The organism is Paenarthrobacter sp. NyZ202, from assembly GCF_049860755.1.
GTDB lineage: Bacteria > Actinomycetota > Actinomycetes > Actinomycetales > Micrococcaceae > Arthrobacter.
In genome coordinates this window covers 2758852-2780132 of sequence record NZ_CP187556.1, presented here as the reverse complement: position 1 = coordinate 2780132, position 21281 = coordinate 2758852, and the positions used below count along the sequence as shown (strand labels likewise).

General features: G+C 64.0%; 14 protein-coding genes and 3 tRNA genes. 9 read left to right on the top strand and 8 right to left on the bottom strand.

All coding sequences use genetic code 11. The annotated features are described in order from the left end of the window. Positions 1-26 precede the first annotated feature (26 nt). The 3 genes from ACPFL9_RS12885 to bcp all read right to left on the bottom strand — a co-directional run bounded on the left by ACPFL9_RS12885 (position 27) and on the right by bcp (position 2486). Entirely contained in the window at positions 27-1691 is a 1665-nt protein-coding gene (locus ACPFL9_RS12885; RefSeq protein WP_426003113.1) for an ABC transporter substrate-binding protein, read from the bottom strand. 181 nt (positions 1692-1872) lie between these two features. Continuing rightward, positions 1873-1954, bottom strand: a tRNA-Leu gene (locus tag ACPFL9_RS12880). 58 nt (positions 1955-2012) lie between these two features. Continuing rightward, entirely contained in the window at positions 2013-2486 is a 474-nt protein-coding gene (bcp, locus tag ACPFL9_RS12875; protein WP_426003112.1) for a thioredoxin-dependent thiol peroxidase, read from the bottom strand. 85 nt (positions 2487-2571) lie between these two features. Here bcp and ACPFL9_RS12870 point away from each other — a divergent pair, with 85 nt between their 5' ends. After that, positions 2572-3048: a MarR family winged helix-turn-helix transcriptional regulator gene (locus ACPFL9_RS12870; protein WP_426003110.1), complete on the top strand. Its 477-nt coding sequence runs from the start codon at positions 2572-2574 to the stop codon at positions 3046-3048. A gap of 105 nt (positions 3049-3153) precedes the next feature. Here ACPFL9_RS12870 and ACPFL9_RS12865 read toward each other — a convergent pair. The 4 genes from ACPFL9_RS12865 to ACPFL9_RS12850 form a co-directional block, all read right to left on the bottom strand. Next, a tRNA-Lys gene (locus ACPFL9_RS12865) sits at positions 3154-3229 on the bottom strand. A gap of 200 nt (positions 3230-3429) precedes the next feature. Then, positions 3430-3505: transfer RNA gene (locus ACPFL9_RS12860), tRNA-Lys, on the bottom strand. 104 nt (positions 3506-3609) lie between these two features. Continuing rightward, a complete protein-coding gene (locus tag ACPFL9_RS12855; RefSeq protein WP_426007561.1) occupies positions 3610-4686 on the bottom strand; it encodes a PQQ-dependent sugar dehydrogenase in 1077 nt (358 codons plus the stop codon). A gap of 108 nt (positions 4687-4794) precedes the next feature. After that, positions 4795-5673, bottom strand: coding sequence for a hypothetical protein (locus tag ACPFL9_RS12850; RefSeq protein WP_426003109.1), 879 nt, complete (start codon positions 5671-5673; stop codon positions 4795-4797). A 234-nt stretch (positions 5674-5907) separates the two neighbouring features. Between ACPFL9_RS12850 and ilvD the strand changes: the two genes are divergently transcribed. The 8 genes from ilvD (at position 5908) to metG (ending at position 18716) form a co-directional block, all read left to right on the top strand. Further along, positions 5908-7629: a dihydroxy-acid dehydratase gene (gene ilvD, locus ACPFL9_RS12845; RefSeq protein ID WP_426003108.1), complete on the top strand. Its 1722-nt coding sequence runs from the start codon at positions 5908-5910 to the stop codon at positions 7627-7629. Between the two features lie 288 nt (positions 7630-7917). Then, entirely contained in the window at positions 7918-9822 is a 1905-nt protein-coding gene (locus ACPFL9_RS12840) for an acetolactate synthase large subunit (protein ID WP_426003107.1), read from the top strand. Between the two features lie 3 nt (positions 9823-9825). Further along, a complete protein-coding gene (ilvN, locus tag ACPFL9_RS12835) occupies positions 9826-10338 on the top strand; it encodes an acetolactate synthase small subunit (protein WP_011775174.1) in 513 nt (170 codons plus the stop codon). Positions 10339-10406: 68 nt separating this feature from the next. Continuing rightward, positions 10407-11432, top strand: coding sequence for a ketol-acid reductoisomerase (gene ilvC, locus ACPFL9_RS12830; protein ID WP_426003105.1), 1026 nt, complete (start codon positions 10407-10409; stop codon positions 11430-11432). Between the two features lie 253 nt (positions 11433-11685). Continuing rightward, positions 11686-13281, top strand: coding sequence for a phosphoglycerate dehydrogenase (serA, locus tag ACPFL9_RS12825; protein WP_426003103.1), 1596 nt, complete (start codon positions 11686-11688; stop codon positions 13279-13281). A 209-nt stretch (positions 13282-13490) separates the two neighbouring features. Next, positions 13491-16301 (top strand): FtsX-like permease family protein, encoded by a 2811-nt coding sequence (locus ACPFL9_RS12820; RefSeq protein ID WP_426003102.1) that lies wholly within the window; start codon positions 13491-13493, stop codon positions 16299-16301. After that, on the top strand, positions 16298-17053 hold the full coding sequence (locus tag ACPFL9_RS12815; protein ID WP_426003100.1) for an ABC transporter ATP-binding protein: 756 nt from the start codon (positions 16298-16300) through the stop codon (positions 17051-17053). The genes ACPFL9_RS12820 and ACPFL9_RS12815 overlap by 4 nt, the downstream gene beginning before the upstream one ends. Positions 17054-17156: 103 nt before the next feature. Further along, positions 17157-18716, top strand: coding sequence for a methionine--tRNA ligase (gene metG, locus ACPFL9_RS12810; protein ID WP_426003099.1), 1560 nt, complete (start codon positions 17157-17159; stop codon positions 18714-18716). Positions 18717-18830: 114 nt separating this feature from the next. Here the strand turns inward: metG and ACPFL9_RS12805 are convergent, their stop codons facing one another. Next, positions 18831-21275: an ABC transporter permease gene (locus ACPFL9_RS12805; RefSeq protein ID WP_426003097.1), complete on the bottom strand. Its 2445-nt coding sequence runs from the start codon at positions 21273-21275 to the stop codon at positions 18831-18833. Positions 21276-21281: the final 6 nt, after the last annotated feature.

Here is a 21281-nt window from a genome sequence, read left to right as displayed (position 1 = left end):
CCCAATACTGAAATTGCCGGGAATCGTCAAGGCTTTAGGCGGACGTTTGTGAAAACTTCGTTGAGGACAGGGGATGCGGGGTAGCTTTCCACCTTGTCGGACAGTGCCAGGGCAGAGATCGGGAAGGCGATGGGAACAGCCGGGACGGAGGCCGCAATCTCGGCGTTGATGGCCTGGTACTGGGTGTTCCGGTCGTCGCCGTTGGGAAGGGCCCGCGCCCTCTCGATCTTGTGGAAGACCTCGGAATCCGCGTAGCCGAATTCGCCGCGGGACTCGCCGAACAGGGGTCCCAGGAAGTTGTCGGCATCTGCGTAGGAACCGTTCCATCCCAGCAGGTGCAGAGCGTGGTCACCCGGGGACTGGACCTTCTGCAGGTAGCCCGACTCCCAGGGCACCGGAACCGGTTTGATGTTCAGGCCCACGGCCACCAGCTGCCTGCTGATTTCGGCGTAAATCTTTTCCGGCGTGGGCAGGTAGGCGCGGGTGGCGTTCTGCGGGTAGTAGAACTTCAGTTCCTCGCCCTTGTAGCCGGCCTTTGCCAGGAGTTCCTTGGCCTTGTCCGGGTTGTATCCCAGCGACGGGGCGTTGTTGTTGAAGCCACTGAGCTTGGGCGGCACAAACTGCGACGCCTGGGCGGTGTTGTCGATAAAGAACCTGCGGATCAGGGTTTCCTTATCGATGGCCATCTCGATCGCCTGGCGCACTTCCAGCTTTTCCAGCGGTGCCACGGCCTGGTTCATGCCCAGGTACATCACGGAGAAGGGGTCGCGCTGGATGATCTGGACGCCCCGTTTGACCAGCTCATCGAAGGTCCCCGGGGTGACGAGGTCGTAGGCATCGATCTTGCCGTCCAGCAATGCCTGCTGGCGGGTTTCGGCACGGTCGTAGGGGATGAAATTGATGGTGGCAATCTGGCCCTTGTTGCCCCAATAGCCCTTGTTCGTGGCCAGCGTGATCTTCTGCTCATCCCAGGTGCTGAACTGGTAGGGTCCGGTTCCTACGGGATGGCCGGAATATGCCGATACGGCCTGCCCGTTGCGGGTCTGGTCCAGGACGTTGGCGGTCCCGGTCTCCAATGCCTTGGGCGAGGAGATCGAAAATGCCGGGAGTGTCAGGGCCTGCAGGAAACCGGTGAAGGGCCGCGTGAGGTTGATTTGCACGTTGCCCGGTGAAACAACTTTGCAGTCCTTGAAGATCGAGAACACCGGCTCATCCGAGTAGGCCTTGAAAACGCCTTGGAAGGAGATACCTGGAACCTGCTTCCGCAGTTCGGCGGGGAACGTGAACCAGCGGTTGAAGTTGGCGCAGACTGAGGCCGCGTCAAAGACGGTGCCGTCGTGGAACGTGACGTTGGGCCGCAGGGTGAAGTCGTAGGTGAGGCCGTTGTTGCTGTCTTTCCATTCGGTGGCCAGCAGTGCGGTGGTCTGTCCGGTCCCGCCGTCCACTCCCACCAGTCCTTCGAGGACCTGGCGGGTCACGCGGTAGGACTCCGAGTCTGCCGTCATCGCCGGGTCCAGTCCCAGGGGCATGGAGGCTGTCCCGAAATTGAAGGTGGCGGTTGGTTCGGCTGCCGGGCTGCTGGTGGAGGAAGAAGGGGAGGGCCCCGGTGTTCCCGTGCAAGCCGCAAGGGCCAGTGCCATGGAAATGGCCCCAAGCTGTTTCGTCAGCCGCCGCATTGTGCTGCTTGCCACTCTTGTCCCCTCAAGCCGGTCGGAAGTGCTGTGGCCGGCTTCGGCCAGACCGCATTCCAGTCTAGATGAACCTCATCGTTGCGCTGCGTGGCTTGGTACGCACACACCGCGTCAGGGCAGTCCCCGTCTGCTTGAGGAAAAAACACCCCCGGCCCGTGGGCCAGGGGTGCCTCGACAACTGTGCGCAAGGGGGGACTTGAACCCCCACGCCCGAAGGCACAGGAACCTAAATCCTGCGTGTCTGCCAATTTCACCACTCGCGCGGATGGTGGCCGGCTGTCCGGGGGACAGTCGGGCTTCCACCGGCCTCCAGTGTACCCGTTAGCTGTCCAGTTTCAGGTCCCGCCGGAGCCTGGCAACATGCCCGGTGGCGCGGACGTTGTACTGGGCCAGTTGGATGTGCCCCGCGGGATCAACCACCACGGTCGAACGGATAAGTCCCATGTAGGTCTTGCCGTAGTTCTTCTTCTCGCCCCAGGCGCCGTAGGCCTCGGCTACTGCGTGATCCTCGTCGGACAACAGGGGGAAGGTCAGGCTTTCGGCTTCGGCAAAGGCGGACAGGGACTTGACGGGATCAGGGGAAATACCCACCACCTGGTAGCCGGCTGCCTGCAGGGAAGCCAGGGAGTCGCGGAAATCGCAGGCTTGTTTGGTGCAGCCCGGCGTGGATGCGGCCGGGTAGAAATAGACAATCGTTTTCCTGCCCCGGAAATCCGAAAGGCTGACTGAATTGCCTGCCGCGTCCGGGAGGGTGAACTCCGGGGCGGTGGTGCCTGGGGTGAGTCGTTCGGCCAAAATTTACTCCTTGCATACGTGGGCGACTCCCCAGCTTAGTGGGGAGAAGCCACGGCTTCACCCTCTCCGCGCATATACTGTCGGCATGCCGGATATGGAGAGATGGCCCACTACGCGATTGCTTTCGACGGCGGCGCGGCTTGTGGAAATCTCGTGGAATGAAAAATTGAAGAACATCGGATTGACCCACGCCGGGGTGATTGCCATGCAGGTCCTTGCGGCGAAAGGGCCCATTACACAGGCTGCCTTGGCTGAAGTCGCGCGGGTCAAGGCGCAGACAATGGGCACTACGCTCGCCAGGCTGGAGTTGCACGGGCACGTCAGCCGCCAGCGCAGCGACTCGGACAGACGCAGCCATGTGGTGACACTTACAGAGGCGGGTTCGGCGGCGTTGGCCGAGGCGGTCAGGCTTGAGCAGGACGTTCTGGCTCCGGTGGCTGTGGACACATCCCGCCTCCGTGAGGAACTGAGGCTTGTGGTGCGGGGCCTTGCGGGCGCGCCGGTCCTCGACCGTCCAGCCGGAGAGCCGTTCCCCGGGGCGCCCCAGGACGGCAGTTTGTAGGAATTGCAGGAGGGCCGGCCCCCGGGCCGGCCCTCTTGCGCATCACGTATCATGACGAAAACAAAAAGGCTCCGGACCGCATCAGTGGTCCGGAGCCTTTTCTCGTGGTGCACCCCCCGGGACTCGAACCCGGAACCCATTGATTAAGAGTCAATTGCTCTGCCAGTTGAGCTAGAGGTGCAGCTGTTGTGTTGGTGTCCAGGGCTTTTTCTTTCCCTGTTGACCTCCGCAACGACAGATAACACTACACCACCTTGTGGGTGGTTATGGCCAAAAACGGCTCAGAGTGACGCATCACACTTTCGATGCCTGGAGTGGCCGCATTAAGAAGGTTCTGGAACGGAAAAAGGCTCCGGAGTGAATCACTCCGGAGCCTTGTTGTGGTGCACCCCCCGGGACTCGAACCCGGAACCCATTGATTAAGAGTCAATTGCTCTGCCAGTTGAGCTAGAGGTGCAGCTGTTGATTGGTAATCCCCGGGCAGTTTCTGCCTCAGCGATCTCCGCAACGACAAGTAACTCTACACGAGAACGCCGGATGTGTGAAATCGGCTGGAAGGCGTTAGCGGGACGACCGCAATACCAGCGCGAAATCGGGATTTCTGTTGTTGCTCAGCACCCACAGAGCACCCCCCGGCGCGGCAGCGACGTCCCTGAGCCGGCCGTACTCACCCGTGAACCAAGCCACCGGGGCGCCGGCTGTCTCCCCATCAAGCGGCACAGCCCAGAGGCGTTGACCACGCAGGGCGCCGGTGTAGGCGACTCCGTCCACGATTTCCAGTCCGCTGGGCGATGCTTCCGAGGTGGACGGCCAGACGACCTTGGCGTCCAGGAAGCCGCTGCGGCCCGGGGCGCCGGTAACAGCAGGCCAGCCATAATTGCCGCCGGGAATGATGAGGTTGAGCTCGTCATCAACGTCAGGACCGAATTCACTGGCCCAGAGGCGGCCCTCACTGTCCCAGGCCAGGCCTTGCACGTTCCGGTGCCCGTAGCTGTAGACGGGGTTGTCGCCGAACGGGTTGCCCGGAGCGGCCTTTCCTTCCGCGGTCAGCCGGAGGATCTTGCCGCCCAGGGCGTTCGTGTCCTGGGGTTGTTCCCGGCGCTGTGAGTCGCCCGTTCCCACGTACAGATAACCATCGGGACCGAACCGGATCCGTCCGCCGTTATGGGTGGAAGCTTTGGACATGCCGGAGAAAATGACGTCGGGAGTGCCCAGTGCCAGGTTCCCGGAGGCATCTTCTGTCAGTTTCATCCGGGCTATCCGGTTATCGCTCGCAGCCGTGAAATACGCGTAGAGCCAGCGGTCGCTGGCAAAGGTAGGGGACAGGGCCAGTCCCAGCAGGCCCCCTTCGCCGCCAGGGTCGACGCCGGGAACCTCGCCGACCGTGGTGGTGCGGCCGTCCCGGATGCTCTTGACCAGCGCCGAGTCGCGTTCGGAGACTACCGCCGTGGCGTCCGGCAGGAACACGACGGACCATGGCAGCTGCAGGCCGGCGTCGAGCTTTTGCTCCACCACCAAGGCGGGCGGTGTGGCAGCGGCTGGCGGTGCTGAGGTCCTGCCCGGGGTCGCGGCGGTGCCCGGGGTCGCGGCGGTGCCCGGCTGGGAGGGGGTGCCTGTGCATCCGGCGATCAGCAGCATCCCCGCCGCCAGTGCACCGGCGGACCGTGCACGCAGAGCTTTAGCCCTGCCGCGGTGATGTTTGACGCCGGTCACGCTGGTCCCTCCGGTTCCCTTGCCGCAGTCTCCTCAATAACGGGTGCGGCGCGGTGGCCGGAAGCCGGCAGCCTCGGCATGGGCCGGCGATTCGAACCACACATCAGCTCCGGCCTCTGCGTACCCGGTTGAATCTTCGTCGTAGTAGGTCATGGAAGCGGCTTCTGCCTTGACGGGGTATCCCTCCGGGCCTGAACCGTCCTGGGCCGGCGCGGCCGAACCGACACCATAGGGGTGGTCCGCGGCGAGATGCCCTGATGCTGCGGCGGTGTCGGGCGCCACCGTACCTTCTTCTTCTGCGGCGGCCGTTTCTGCGCCCGGAAGGGTAGGGGCGTGTGGATCGGTGTATTCGTGGTGGTGGACGGGGGTTCCCTGGGCGTCAGTCCACGACGATTCCCACTCCGCCCGGTCGGCAGAGGTGTTTGCGGACGCGTCTGCAGGGGAGTCCTCCCAGTCATCCACGTCGCCGCCCGTGGCGGCCCCGGCGGGGGAAGCTGGGTCGGCGGCCGGTGAATCGACAGCGGCCGTATCCACCACGGGCCCGTCCAACGCAGGTTCGGCCACTTCAGGCTTGTCGAGCACTGGCTCCTGGATGGCCGGCGAATCAGCAGGTGGATGTACTCCGGTGGGTTCTTCATCGACGGGGCCGCTGCCCTCCGAAGCTGCCTTGCCCAGGTTGGTAACGCCTGCCAGTCCTGCCACGCCTGCGGCTGCGGCAGCTGTCTCGGGGACGGAACGCGTATTGGCCGGTTCCGTAGCGGCCGGCGAAGTGGCACCGGGCCGGCCCGGTGCGCCCGCGGGGGCTTCTCCCGAGGACGCCGGTACCTGGTTTTTGCCGGTGTTGCGGCTCATCAGCCACCAGACGACGGCTACCACGACAACAATGACGATGACCCAGATCAACCAATCCATGGTGTAGCCCTTCTGCTCACAGGGTGCAGTTAGTGGTGTTCCCGACGTTACGTCGCCGGAATTGGGCTGTCCAGCATTCCGCCGCCGGTGCGGCGGGATGGCTGTGCGCCGGGATTCCTTCAGTTCGCGGCGCATCCAGGGGCCGCTCCGGCAGCGCCTGAAATATTCGCACGTTTCCCACTTAATCCGGGTTTCCCGTCGCCGGGGGAGGGCCGGACACATAGACTTTGGCTCATGAGTGACGCCTCCCCTACTCCCACAGCCACCAAGCCGGACATCAAGCCCCGGAGCCGGGCAGTCACGGACGGTATCCATGCCGCGCCCGCCCGCGGCATGTTCCGTGCCGTCGGAATGGGTGACGACGACTTCGCCAAGCCCCAAATCGGTGTGGCGAGCTCCTGGAACGAGATCACGCCCTGCAACCTTTCCCTCAACCGACTCGCCCAGGGCGCCAAGGAAGGCGTCCATGCAGGCGGCGGGTTCCCGATGCAGTTCGGGACCATCTCCGTATCGGACGGCATCTCCATGGGCCACGAGGGCATGCACTTCTCGCTGGTTTCCCGCGAGGTCATCGCCGACTCGGTGGAAACCGTCATGCAGGCGGAGCGTATTGACGGCTCGGTTCTCCTGGCAGGGTGTGACAAATCCCTGCCAGGCATGCTCATGGCGGCCGCGCGGCTGGACCTTGCCAGCGTCTTCCTTTATGCCGGGTCGATCATGCCCGGCTGGGTCAAGCTTGAGGACGGTTCGGAGAAGGAAGTCACCCTCATCGATGCCTTCGAAGCCGTCGGTGCCTGCGCAGCGGGGAAAATGAGCCGCGAAGACCTGGACCGGATTGAGAAAGCCATTTGTCCGGGCGAAGGTGCGTGCGGCGGCATGTACACGGCGAACACCATGGCCTGCATCGGAGAGGCGCTGGGTATGTCGCTGCCGGGGTCCGCGGCGCCTCCTTCGGCAGACCGCCGTCGTGACGAATTTGCCCGCAAGTCGGGCGAGGCTGTCGTCAACCTGCTGCGCCTGGGAATCACCGCGCGCGACATCATGACCAAGAAGGCCTTTGAAAACGCCATCGCCGTCACCATGGCGTTCGGCGGTTCCACCAATGCGGTCCTGCACCTGCTGGCGATCGCCCGCGAGGCCGAGGTGGAGCTGTCGTTGGATGACTTCAACAGGATCGGCGACAAGATCCCGCACCTGGGCGACCTCAAGCCTTTTGGGCGCTATGTCATGACGGACGTGGACAGGATCGGTGGCGTGCCGGTCATCATGAAGGCACTGCTCGACGCCGGTCTGCTGCACGGCGACTGCCTCACCGTCACGGGCAAGACGCTCGCGGAGAACCTCGCCTCCATCAATCCGCCGGACCTGGACGGGAAGATCCTGCGCGCCCTGGACAACCCCATCCACAAGACCGGTGGCATCACCATCCTCCACGGCTCCATGGCTCCTGAAGGGGCCGTCGTGAAGACCGCCGGCTTCGACGCCGACATTTTCGAGGGCACCGCGCGTGTCTTCGAGCGGGAACAGGGTGCCCTGGATGCCTTGGACCATGGCGAAATCCACAAGGGCGACGTCGTGGTGATCCGCTATGAAGGCCCCAAGGGTGGTCCCGGCATGCGTGAAATGCTTGCCATTACCGGTGCCATCAAGGGGGCTGGTTTGGGCAAGGATGTCCTGCTGCTCACGGACGGCCGCTTCTCCGGCGGCACCACCGGTTTGTGCATCGGGCACGTTGCGCCGGAAGCCGTCGACGGCGGTCCGATCGCCTTCGTGCGGGACGGCGACCGAATCCGGGTGGATATCGCGGCCCGTTCCTTCGACCTGCTCGTCGATGCCGCGGAGCTCGAAGCCCGCAGGGCCGGCTGGGAACCCTTGCCGGCGAAGTTCACCAAGGGTGTCCTGGCGAAGTACGCCAAGCTCGTCCACAGCGCCTCCACTGGCGCCTACTGCGGCTGAATACCTGGCCTGGGCTCCGCCTTCTCCAAGGGGGCGGAGTCCGGCACTTGGACACCGTTGTCCAAATAGTGGGATACGATGGTGCTCGATTGACACGTATCTCACTTAGAGGGAACACTGAACGCATGATCTCATTCGTTACCGTCGGCGTCGTCGTCCTTACCAAGCGCGTGGCATAGCCCGACTGGTAACGAACTGTCACGCGCAAACCCCTCGAAGAGCCGCAAGGCTGAGGGGTTTTTTTATTTGCAAGACCCATTCAACAGAAGATCCACAAGGAAGAGTCCGATGAGCAAAGGATCGCCGATCAGCCCCTCGCTGATGGCTGCAAAGTCCGCTGGAGCCACTAAAGCTCCGGAAAAGTTCGACCGTTCGGCCGAGGCCGTCGTCGTCGACGCTGCTGCACCTCTCTCTCCTGTCCTTGGGCCGAACAACGTTGTACCCCCAACGGTGATGACCGGCTCGCAAGCAATTGTCCGTTCGCTCGAAGAACTCGGCGTGGACGATATTTTCGGTTTGCCCGGTGGCGCGATCCTGCCCACCTACGACCCCTTGATGGCCTCCCGGATGAATCACATCCTGGTCCGTCACGAACAGGGAGCCGGCCACGCCGCGCAAGGCTACGCCATGGTTACCGGACGGGTTGGCGTTTGCATCGCCACCTCGGGCCCCGGTGCCACCAACCTCGTTACCGCCATCATGGATGCCCACATGGACTCCGTGCCGATGGTGGCCATCACCGGACAGGTGTCCAGTGGCGTCATTGGTACGGACGCCTTCCAGGAAGCCGACATCGTGGGCATCACCATGCCCATCACCAAGCATTCGTTCCTGGTGACGGACCCCAACGACATCCCGCATGTCATGGCCGAGGCCTTCCATCTGGCCTCCACCGGCCGTCCGGGCCCCGTCCTCGTGGACATCGCCAAGGATGCCCAGGTGGGCCAAATGACTTTCTCCTGGCCCCCCAAGGTGGACCTGCCCGGCTACCGGCCTGTGGTCCGCGGCCACAACAAGCAGGTCCGCGAGGCGGCCAAGCTCATTGCCGCCGCCAGCAAGCCGGTCCTGTACGTGGGCGGCGGCGTCGTCAAGGGCCACGCCTCCGCTGAACTCATGGAGTTGGCCCAAGCCACCGGTGCGCCCGTGGTCACCACGCTGATGGCCCGCGGTTCATTCCCCGATTCCCACCCGCAGCATGTGGGCATGCCGGGCATGCACGGAGCGGTATCCGCTGTGACGGCGCTCCAGCAGGCCGACCTCCTCATCACCCTCGGTGCGAGGTTCGATGACCGGGTCACGGGCGTGCTGAAGACCTTCGCCCCCTTTGCCAAGGTCATCCACGCGGACATCGACCCCGCCGAAATCTCGAAGAACCGTACGGCCGATGTGCCGATCGTGGGCTCGGTCAAGGAAATCATTCCGGAACTGACTGAGGCCGTGAAGGCACAGTTCGAGCAGACCGGCACCCCGGACCTCGACACGTGGTGGGCGTTCCTGAACAACCTGCGGGAAACCTATCCGCTCGGCTGGACCGAACCGGAAGATGGCCTGAGCGCCCCGCAGCGGGTCATCAAGCGCATTGGTGAGCTGACCGGCCCCGAAGGCGTCTACGTCGCGGGTGTGGGGCAGCACCAGATGTGGGCTGCCCAGTTCATCAACTACGAGCGTCCGCACGCCTGGCTGAACTCCGGGGGAGCGGGCACCATGGGCTACTCGGTCCCTGCCGCCATGGGTGCCAAAGTGGGTGAACCCGACCGCGTGGTCTGGGCCATTGACGGTGACGGCTGTTTCCAGATGACCAACCAGGAACTGGCAACCTGTGCCATCAACAACATCCCGATCAAGGTCGCGATCATCAATAACTCCTCGCTGGGAATGGTCCGCCAGTGGCAGACCCTCTTCTATGAGGGCCGATACTCGAACACCGACCTCAACACCGGGCACGACACCATCCGCATCCCGGACTTCGTCAAGCTGGCAGAGGCCTACGGCTGCGCCGCCCTGCGTTGCGAGCGGGACGAGGACATCGACGCCACCATCCGGAAGGCCCTTGAAATCAACGACCGCCCCGTGGTGGTCGACTTCGTGGTGAGCCCCAACTCGATGGTGTGGCCGATGGTCCCCGCCGGCGTCAGCAATGACCAGATCCAGGTTGCCCGCAACATGACCCCGGAATGGGAAGAAGAGGACTAAACCATGAGCCGCCACACATTGTCCGTCCTGGTTGAAGACAAGCCGGGTGTGTTGACGCGCGTTGCCAGTCTCTTCGCCCGCCGCGCCTTCAATATCAACTCCCTGGCAGTGGGACCCACCGAAGTTCCAGGCATGTCCCGCATGACGGTTGTCGTCGATGCCGACGGCGACCTCATCGAACAGGTCACCAAGCAGCTCAACAAACTGGTCAACGTGATCAAGATTGTGGAACTGACTTCCGAATCTTCCGTACAACGCGACCACATCCTGGTCAAGGTACGTGCGGATGCCGCAACACGTCTGCAGGTCACCCAGGCTGCAGACCTGTTCCGTGCCGCTGTCGTCGACGTCTCTACAGACTCGTTGGTGATCGAGGCCACCGGTACTCCGGAGAAGCTCGCAGCATTGCTTTCAGTGCTGGAGCCCTTCGGCATCCGCGAAATTGTGCAGTCCGGCACCTTGGCCGTTGGACGGGGATCCCGCTCCATGAGTGACAGGGCGCTTCGCTCCGCCTAGCGGACCGTCGTGTCCCGAACCGCAGCACCACATCAATATCCAGAAAACACTCAAGAGGAGTTACGCAAGTGACTGAAATGTTCTACGACGACGACGCCGACCTGTCGATCATCCAGGGTCGCAAGGTTGCCATCGTCGGCTATGGCTCGCAGGGCCACGCCCACGCGCTCAACCTGCGCGATTCCGGCGTCGAGGTTGTCATTGCGCTCAAGGACGGTTCCAAGTCCGCACCCAAGGCACAGGATGCCGGCTTTACGGTCAAGAACGTTGCCGACGCCGCCGAGTGGGCCGATGTCATCATGATCCTCGCGCCGGACCAGCACCAGCGCTCGATCTACAACGACTCCATCAAGGACAAGCTGACTGAAGGCAAGGCCCTCGCCTTCGCCCACGGCTTCAACATCCGCTTCGGATACATCGAGGCTCCGGCCGGCGTCGACGTGATCCTGGTTGCCCCGAAGGCTCCGGGCCACACCGTGCGCCGCGAATTCGAAGCCGGTCGTGGCATCCCGGACATCATCGCCGTCGAGCAGGACGCTTCCGGTTCCGCCTGGGACCTCGCCAAGTCCTACGCGAAGGCCATCGGCGGCACCCGCGCCGGCGTCATCAAGACCACCTTCACCGAAGAGACCGAAACCGACCTGTTCGGCGAGCAGTCCGTCCTCTGCGGTGGCGTTTCCCAGCTGGTCCAGTACGGCTTCGAAACCCTGACCGAAGCCGGCTACCAGCCGCAGATCGCCTACTTCGAGGTGCTCCACGAGCTCAAGCTCATTGTCGACCTCATGTGGGAGGGTGGCATCGCCAAGCAGCGTTGGAGCGTCTCCGACACCGCTGAGTACGGCGACTACGTCTCCGGCCCGCGCGTCATCACCCCCGAGGTGAAGGAAAACATGAAGGCCGTCCTGGCCGACATCCAGTCCGGTGCGTTTGCCAAGCGTTTCATCGACGACCAGGACAACGGTGCCGTCGAGTTCAAGGAACTGCGCGCCAAGGCAGAGCAGCACCCGATCGAAGGCGTTGGCCGCGAGCTGCGTTCCCTCTTCTCCTGGCAGCAGCAGGACGAGGACTACGTTGAAGGCTCGGCTGCACGCTGATCCGTTCACCAGCAATGCCCGTCCGGCGTTCCACAGCCGGACGGGCATTGCTGTTTTCACGGTGGTCCGTCTCCCAGCGGAGGACTGTGAACTTCTTCACAACACAGCCTGCCCAGACCGTAACATCACCCCCCGGCAGCGGATTCACAGCCCCGATTCGATATTCTGGGCTGGTCCCGGCGTCGTGCCCGGGCCACGCATCCGCTCCTTGTCCAGTACTGTTCCCAAGTTGTCCAAAGTAAGGTGCCACCCCGTGTCAGCCACCAAACCCGTCGTCCTCCTTGCCGAGGAACTTTCGCCCGCCACCATCGAGGCATTGGGCCCGGATTTCGAGATCCGCCAGACCGACGGCGCCGACCGCTCCCAGTTGCTGTCCGCCATTGCCGACGTCGACGCTATCCTGGTCCGTTCGGCCACCCAGGTTGATGCCGAAGCCATCGCCGCCGCGAAGAACCTCAAGGTCATCGCCCGTGCAGGCGTGGGGCTGGACAACGTGGACATCAAGTCCGCTACCCAGGCCGGCGTCATGGTGGTCAACGCGCCCACCTCCAATATCGTCTCCGCGGCCGAACTCACGGTGGGCCACATCCTGAGTCTCGCGCGCCACATTCCCCAGGCCAGCAGCGCCCTCAAGAACGGCGAGTGGAAGCGCTCCAAGTACACCGGCATCGAGCTGTTCGAAAAGAAGATCGGCATTATCGGACTTGGCCGCATCGGCGCGCTCGTGGCTGCCCGCCTGCAGGGTTTCGACACGGAAATCCTGGCCTACGATCCCTACATCACGGCTGCCCGCGCTGCCCAGCTTGGCGTCAAGCTCGTCACCCTTGATGAACTTTTGGAAAACTCCGACTTCATCACCATCCACATGCCCAAGACGCCTGAGACCGTCGGCATGCTGGGCGCAGACGCCTTCCGCAAGATGAAGGAAACGGCCTACGTGATCAACGTTGCCCGTGGCGGTCTGGTGGACGAGGAAGCACTTTACATTGCCCTCAAGGAAGGCCAGATTGCCGGTGCCGGCGTCGATGTCTTCGTCAAGGAGCCCAGCACGGACCTGCCCTTCTTCGAGCTGGACAACGTCGTGGTCACCCCGCACCTGGGTGCATCCACGGACGAGGCCCAGGAAAAGGCCGGCGTATCGGTAGCCAAGTCCGTCCGACTGGCCCTGGCCGGGGAACTCGTTCCGGATGCAGTCAACGTCGCCGGCGGCGTGATCGCACCGGACATCCGTCCAGGCATCCCGCTGATCGAAAAGCTTGGACGCATCTTCACCGCACTGACCCACGCCTCCCTGACCCAAATTGACGTCGAGGTCGCCGGCGAAATCGCTGCCCTGGATGTCAAGGTCCTCGAGCTGGCCGCCCTGAAGGGCGTCTTCGCGGACGTCGTAACGGAGCAGGTTTCCTACGTCAACGCTCCTGTGATTGCGGAGCAGCGCGGCATCAACACCCGCCTGATCACCACCCCGGATGCCGAGGACTACCGCAACGTCCTGACCATCCGCGGTGCCCTCAGCGATGGCTCCCAGATCTCCGTGGCGGGCACCCTGACCGGTCCCAAGCAGGTGGAGAAGCTGGTGGGCGTCAACGGCTACGACGTTGAAATCCCCATCAGCGAGCACCTCGTCGTGGTGGCCTACGCCGACCGTCCGGGTGTCATCGGAACCATCGGCCACATCCTTGGCATGAACAACATCAACATCGGTGGCATGCAGGTGGCGCGCCAGACCGAAGGTGGGCAGGTTCTGGCCCTCCTGACCATCGACAGCTCCGTTCCCCAGCAGGTTCTGGAAGCCATTAAGGCCGGTATTGGGGCAGAAATGGTCCGCGAAGTGGACCTCGAAGACTAAGCCTGCTTACTACCGCCAGGTTGACGTGCCGGGGACACACCCCTGACACGTAAGGGTGGCCGGTCTGCTTACAATGGCTGGGTCCGGGATTCGGACCCGGCAGCAGGCCGGCCACTACTTTTTGCACACCAGGCCCGGGATACCTTTGTGTTTTTCGAGGAATCACGGACTACGTGTGCGCGCCCGCAATCAAGGTCACAGGGAGCCCAATGAACGCCGTCCAAAGGTTCATCAGAAGCCGTGTGCTGCTGCTGACCGCGGCCATTCTGATCGTCGCGATGTGCTTGTCCGTCCTCGTCCAGAGCCAGTCGCAGGCAGCACTGAACAGGACCGTGGACGAGAACTCGCGGGGTCTGTACGACATCCTGGTCCAGGCCAAGCCGGACCAATCCAAGGACGGCGACGGTGGTTCCCTCATCCAGCCGGAGATCGCCAATGGCCAGGGCGGCATCAGCTTCGAACAACTTGATGCCATCCGTGAAATGGGCCAGACCGCGGTGGCGGCGCCCATCAGCCTCGTCTCCCGCGTGTCACAAAACCTTGAAGCGCCCCGGCTCAACGCCATGGACTACCTCGGCTACAACGCGGCCCTCGCCGGTGCCGTCACGGCGGGCGATCCGTCCGCACTGGACTCCAGCAAGTGGCCTGCTGCCGAGTCCGTGTTGTCCGATACCGCGAAGAAGTACCGCCTGACCGCCTCGGCCACCAGCTCTGACGGCGTCAACGAACAGACTCTGTTCAAGACCAGCGCCGAAGGCAGCCTTGGCAAGGGCAGGCTGGTCCAGGAGAAGACTGCCGGTGGCTCCAACGTCCGCATCGCTGGTCCGGAAGGCGAGACGGGCATCAAGTTCCCGGCCCCCGCACTGGGCTCGGAGCACAACCTCTTCAATCTCTCGGTTGCCCTTCCCCTGGCGCCCGAGGTGACCGAGTCCGTCGTCGCCGTCGACCCTGCCGCCGAGCGCGCCCTGCTGGGGTCCGCTGGCGACTTCCTGTCACCGCTGGAGAAGGCCCCTCCGGCCGACGCCCGCAACGCCGGAGCCATCGGCCGCCACTTCGAAAGCCTCTTCACCACAGGCCTCAGCATGGAGCAGTTGGAAGAGGGCCCGGACTTCCTGGGCGTGAAACTGAAGTACTGGGCTCCGCTGATGACGCAGTACCAGCAGGCCAAGCGTGATGGCCTGTTGACAGACGACTCCCAGGCCATCCCGCTGATCGTCCGCACCGGGACCTCGCTGGACCTTAAGTACTCGGTCAAGATCGAGGAAATCGACGACTCAGGCAAGGTGGTCAACGAGGTCGGCACCGTGACCAAGTCCCTGGACAAGGATTACCTGCCCTTCGTATCCAAGGCGCCGTTCGACCTTGAATGGCCCGGTTCCAAGGACCACAGCGAACTCCTGGGCAGCACGGCCTCCTTCAGCCAGGGCCTGTACAACCCGGCAACGTGGAGCACCGACTTTGCCGCGGCACCCACCTACCAGGATGGCGACGAGGCTTCCAACGGTGCCTCCGACAAGACGGCCACCCCTGGAGAATGGGTAACCGTCAACCGCCTCCCGGAGAAATCGTCCTTCGGCGCGGCCGTGGACCAGACCCAGCGCAAGCCGGTGGACGAGCGTTCCTACCGCGAGGACCTGGAAACCGGCAAGAAGCCGGCGGCTCCCATGCCCATGGTGTACGGCACGTTCGATCCCGCCGCCGTGCAGGAAGCCGCGGGCGACGTCAACAAGCTGCCCTTGGGCGGCTACGATCCCGCTCCCATGACCCTCACCAAGGACGCCGAAGGCAAGGACGTCACGGAAACCGGCCTCAAGCCCTCCCTGAGCGCTACGGGCCTGGTCAGCCAGTCCGCCGGAGCCATCACCGACTACTACGGTCTGGCGGCAGCCCGCGGATACGATTCCAACGCCAACGTCATCGACGCCGTGCGGGTTCGTGCCACGGCAACCGGCAACTGGAAGCAAGCCCAGCCCGAGGTCGAGAAGCTCGCTGTCCAGATCCGCGACATGGGCCTGGAAGCCACTGTCGTGGCAGGTTCCGCCCGTGAAGACGCCAACATCTTCGTCCCCGGTTACAGCAAGGACGACGCCGGCAAGGAATCCGCGCTGGGCACCGTCCAGCAGTCGTGGGTGCGGCAGGACGCCGCCGATGCCGTCTCCGGCTCCCTGACGGGCACCAACATCACACTGCTCTTCCTGACGCTGCTCGGTGCCACGCTCCTCACTGCCGCGTCAACGGTCAGCTACATCCGCCAACGGCGGAGCGAGGCCGGGATCCTCCGGGCCATGGGCTGGACCCAGAAGCGCATCAGGACCTGGGTGCTGGAAGAGTTCGCCGTGGGCGCTGCTGCCCTCGCGGCTGCAGGCATCATCCTGAGCCTGCTCAGCTGGAACCTCGCCACGGTGATCGTCTCGGTGACCATGCTGCTGATCTACAGCGGTGCAGCCTTGCTTGCCTCCCAGCAGTTGCGGCACCGCGTGGTGGTGGACCAGGAACCGCAGCATGACGACCGTCTGGTGACCGTAGATTCGCCGTTGACCTTTGCCAACAGGCAGCTCACCACCAACCGCTTCAACTCTGTGTCACTGGCCGTCGCTGTGGGTGTCTTCGGCGCGGCCGTCGGTGCGCTCATCGCGCTGCTGATTGATATTCCGCGTGCCGCCGGCGCCAGTGCCCTCAGCGGTCTGGCTGCTGCGAGCATCGCGCTGCCCAGCGTGATCCTTGCTGTGTTCGGTGTGGTGGTGGGCCTGCTGCTGACCCTGGTGACCGGCCGCTTCGAGCTTCACGCAAAGCGCGAGTACCTTGGCACGCTGCGTGCCATGGGATGGAATCCGGACATGCTGGGGCAGGTCCGGTTCTTCGAAAACGCACTGGTGGGCACGGTAGCCCTTCCCCTGGGCGTTCTGGGCGCCCTGGGGCTGGGCCTGCTCCTTGCTCCATATGCGGCGCTGTGGGCTGGCCTGGCTGGCCTGCTCGCCGTGATCTGCTGGATTCCGATTGCAACGAAAGTAGTCAAATGACGGACAATCACAACCCCGAACTGGCGGCGACCCCGGAATCCACGGAAGAGTCGCTGCAGACCAGGGCCAACACGATCGTGAAGGCCGCCGACCACGCAACGCCTCTGGAGCTGAGCCGAGTCACCATCCACTACGGCGGGGACAAGGGCGGCGCAGAGGAAGTTGACGTCGTCGACGACTTCAACCTGACGCTCCACGCAGGCGAAATGCACTGCATCGCCGGTCGAAGCGGTTCCGGCAAGACGAGTATCCTGACCGTCAGCGCGGGCCTGACCCTGCCGACGTCGGGCAAGGTGTTTTGGGAAGGCCAGTCCCTGGAGGCCATGGGCGATGACGAAATTGCCGACCGCCGCCGGGCGCTGATCGGCTACGTGGATCAGGGCGGGGCCCTCATTGACGGCATGAGCGCACTGGAAAACGTGCTGCTCCCGGCGGTTCCCGACGGCGAAGTCGAGCAGCGCACGGAGATGGCCAAGGACCTCCTGGACCTGGTGGGCCTGGGTCGTCGCATGCGGCACCGTCCCGCCCAGTTGTCCGGTGGTGAGCGCCAGCGCGTGGCCATCGCCCGTGCCCTCATCCTAGGCACGCGTGTCCTGGTTGTTGACGAGCCAACGGCCAGCCTCGACCGGGCAGCGGCCAACCGCATCATCGGCATCCTGAAGGACACCACCAGCGACGGCATCGCCGTGTTGGTGGCGTCCCACGACCACGAGTTGGTCCGCTTGAGCGATACGCTCACCGAACTGAACTAGTCCAGGCAGGCATATGTCGCCGGGTTGCGCCGGCACCAGCCGGACCGGCCGTCATATGCGGCCGGTCCGGCCATTCCATTCGAAAAAAAGGTAACTTCTTAGAGTGACGTCTGCAGAGAAACCCCCGTTTTACATCACCACGGCCATCAGCTACCCCAACGGTGTGCCCCACATCGGCCACGCCTACGAGGTCATCGCCACTGATGCCATGGCGCGTTTCAAGCGCCTGGACGGCCATGAAGTGTTCTTCATGACCGGAACGGACGAGCACGGACTCAAGATGCAGCAGTCGGCTGAAAAGGAAGGCCTGACCGCCAAGGAGTTGGCCGATCGGAACTCCGCCGCGTTCAAGCAGATGAGCAAGGACCTGGGGATCTCCCACGACCGCTTCATCCGCACCACGGACCCCGACCACTACACCGCGTCCCAGGCAATCTGGAAGAAGATGGAAGCCAACGGGGACATCTACCTGTCCAAGTACGAGGGCTGGTACTCGGTGCGCGACGAGGCCTACTACGTCGAGGACGACACCGTGGTCAAGGAGGACGGCCTTCGCTACTCCAAGGAGACGGATACCTTGGTCACCTGGACGGCGGAGGAGAGCTACTTCTTCCGGCTGTCCGCCTACCAGGAGCGGTTGCTCGCCCTGTACGAAGAGCAGCCCGATTTCGGTGCGCCGCAGTCGCGCTTCAACGAAGTCATCAGCTTCGTCAAGCGTGGCCTTGAAGACCTGTCCATCAGCCGGACCACTTTCGACTGGGGCGTTCCGGTCCCGGGCGATGAAAAGCATGTCATGTATGTCTGGGTGGACGCCCTGACCAACTACCTGACCGGCGCCGGATACCCGGACGTCGAATCGGAGTCCTTCAGGAAGTTCTGGCCTGCCGACGTCCACGTTATTGGCAAGGACATTTCCCGCTTCCATGCCATCTACTGGCCGGCGTTCCTCATGAGTGCCGGGCTGGACTTGCCCAAGCGCGTGATGATCCACGGCTTCCTGACCAACAACGGCGTGAAGATGTCCAAGTCCCTGGGCAACGTAGTGGCACCGCAGGACTTCGTGAACCAGTATGGCCTGGACCAGTGCCGGTTCTTCTTCCTGCGCGAAGTGCCCTTCGGCGCCGACGGCAGCTACAACCACGAGGCCATCGTGGGCCGCATGAACTCCGACCTCGCCAACAACTTCGGCAACCTGGCCCAGCGTTCGCTGTCCATGGTGGCCAAGAACTGCGAGGGCAAGGTCCCCGTCCCCGGCGAATTCACGTCCGAGGACAAAGCGTTGCTGGCAAAGGCGGGAGAACTGCTGGAAACAGCCCGCGGGGCTTTCGACAAGCAGGAGTTCAGCCGCGCGTTGGAGGCCATTTGGTCCGTGCTCGGGGATACAAACGCCTACTTCGCCGAGCAAGCACCATGGGTCCTGCGCAAGACCGACGTCGAACGAATGAACACGGTTCTCTACGTCACCCTCGAAGTGGTGCGCATTGTGGCGATCCTTGCCCAACCCGTCATGCCGTCGTCGTCCGCGAAGCTCCTTGAGGTGCTCGGCCAGCCTGAGGGCGAAGCCCGACAGTTCTCCGCGATCGCCACCCCCATCGTGGCCGGGACACAACTGCCCGCCCCGGCACCGGTCTTCCCCCGCTACGAGGAACCGGCCGAAGCCTAGCCAACGCTCTCTCACCTATTACCCCTTTCACGCCAACGCTCTCTCACTTCCCGCCCGTCAGGCTGACGGAAGTGAGAGAGCGTTTGGCGTTGGGGCCGTTTTGGTGAGAGAGCGTCAGGCGGTAGCGAGGCCCTCAACCGGTGACAAGCGGGCTGCCCGCCGCGCGGGAAGCACCGATGCCAGGAGGCCGGCTACCACTGCCACTCCGAAGACGGCCGCCAGCTGCAGCCACGGCACTGACGGGACGACGTCGGCCACCCCGCCCAGCGTTGACTGGGCGCCCAGCCAGCCGTACACGATGCCCAGGGCTGCGCCCAGCACGGCAGCTACGCCGGCCACGAGCACGGCCTCGAGGGCCAGCATCCCCCTCAACTGTCCCTTGGTCAGGCCGAGGGCGCGGAGCAGGGAGTTCTCCCGCGTCCGCTCCAGGACCGATAGGGAGAGGGTATTGGCCACACCGATCAGGGCGATAACCACGGCCACGCCCAGCAACCCGGTGACCACCAGCAGCAGGACATCGATGATGCTGTTGAACGTTGCGCGTTCAATCGCGGCACCACTGACGCTCCGCTCGGGGACTCCCAAGGCTGCGGCGATGTCCTTCTGGATGGCCAGGACCTGGTCGGCGCCTACCGTGTCGGCCACTTTCACCCACATCATCCCGGCAGTACCCGGAAGGGGCGCGGACTTGATCGTGGAACTGTCCACGAAAGCAGGGACATGCCGGGTCCGGAGCACGGTGGCGTCCAAAGCGACAGGCCCCGCCCCGGTTGACACCGTGGCCTTGCCCGCGGGCGAGTCCTCCGGAAGGTAAATGACGCCCGGACGCAGTTGCTGCAAGGTGATGTCCCGCATGACCGAAGCGGCATCGGCGGCGTCCAGGGCATGGACGGGAGAGTCAGCCAGGGTTCCGACGGCGGGCAACAGGACTGCTTTTTCCACGCCCTCCAGGGCAGAGATGCGGGTAAGGGCCTGGTCCGTATCCAACGGCCCGGTCGTGCCGTCCACGACGGTCTGTGCAGCCAGATCCACGGGGTAGTTCTCCGCCAGCGTCGAATTGAACGCCTGCCGTGCCGTAGCCGCACCGGTCATCATCAGCGACACGAGGGTCACTCCGATCAGCAGGGCAGCAGCCGTGGCCGATGTCCGGGCCGGGTTCCTGATGGCGTTGAGTGCGGCGAGCCGTCCAGGAACACCTGCCGGCGATGCCAGCCGTCCGGCGAGGGCAACCACGGGAGGAATAAAGAGCGATGCGCAGAGCAGGATGCCGATGAACGACGCCGCTCCGCCAAGCAGGGCCACGGGCAGCGAAACATTCATGCTGCCCCATGCCAGCAGCGACGCACCGCCGGCTGCGCTGAGCAACCCCAGTGCCAACCGGAGCCGTCCGCGCCGGTTGCTCACCGAAGCTTCGTCCGCGGGCCTCAGGGCTGCCAGGGGTGCGACGGCGGTTGCGGCCTTGGCCGGAACCAGTGCGGCCAGGATGGTCAACACGGTTCCTGCGGCGAGCCCCGCGATGACGGCCGAGGGCGGTACGGCCAGTGTCGCGAAGGACTGCTCCGGCTGCGTTCGTGCCCAGGCGATCAGGCCGGACATCAGGCCCACAGCAGCCGCCACTCCCAGCACCGAGGACAGGAAGCCGACCACCAGGGCCTCAAGTATCACGGAGTTCCGGATCTGCGACCGGCCCGCACCGAGGCACCTCAGCAAGGCCAGTTCCCTGGTCCGTTGGGCAATAAGTACCGAGAAGGTATTCGCGACCACCAGCGTGGATACCAGGATGGCCACCCCGGCAAAGGCCAGCAGGACCAGAGTCAATTGGTCCTGCCCCGCGCTCAGCATGGCGACGGTCGATGTGACCTTTTCCTGGGCCGTTTCCACGGTGGTGTCCCCGGCTCCTGCGGCTTTCATCCGATGGGTGATGTAGTCCTTGGCGGCCGCCGTGTCTTCCCCGGGCTTAATGGTGAACTGCAGCCCCGAGTAGCCGGTACCGGCGTCCTGCACTGCGTTCAGGACAGGTGCGGAGGCTACAAGCTGGGCAGCGGAGGAGGAAAACGGGTCGTTCGTCGGCTGGATCAAGCCGGAAACGGTCACTTTGGCGTTCTTGACCGGTCCTGGGCCGTGCAGCTCGAGGGTGCTGCCGGTCTCGAGGCCCAGATGCCGGGCTGTCTTGGAGTCGATAACGACGTCGAAGGGGCCGGACGGCATGGACCCGGAGGTCAGGACGGCTGGTTCCAACGCGGGCGGCGCGGCAGTCCGCACCTTGCCGTACTGTTCGCCGTCGCCGGCCTGGAAGGTCACGTAGGCCGAACGTTCGGCGTAGGTTTCCTCCACGGCAGGGGAGGACGCGGCAGCATCAACGGCGGCCTGTGTGAAGGGAACGCCTTCAGCGGACGTGGCCACGAGGTCTGCCTTCCGGTAGGCCTCGCCGATGCTGGCGCCAAGGGAAGCGGTAGTGCTTGCCCCCACCATGAGGGTGGCAGCGAGGAACATGACGGACAGCATCACCGCCAGGCCGATGGCGATGAACCGCCGGAAGTGAGTCGTCACTTGGGACATGGCAAC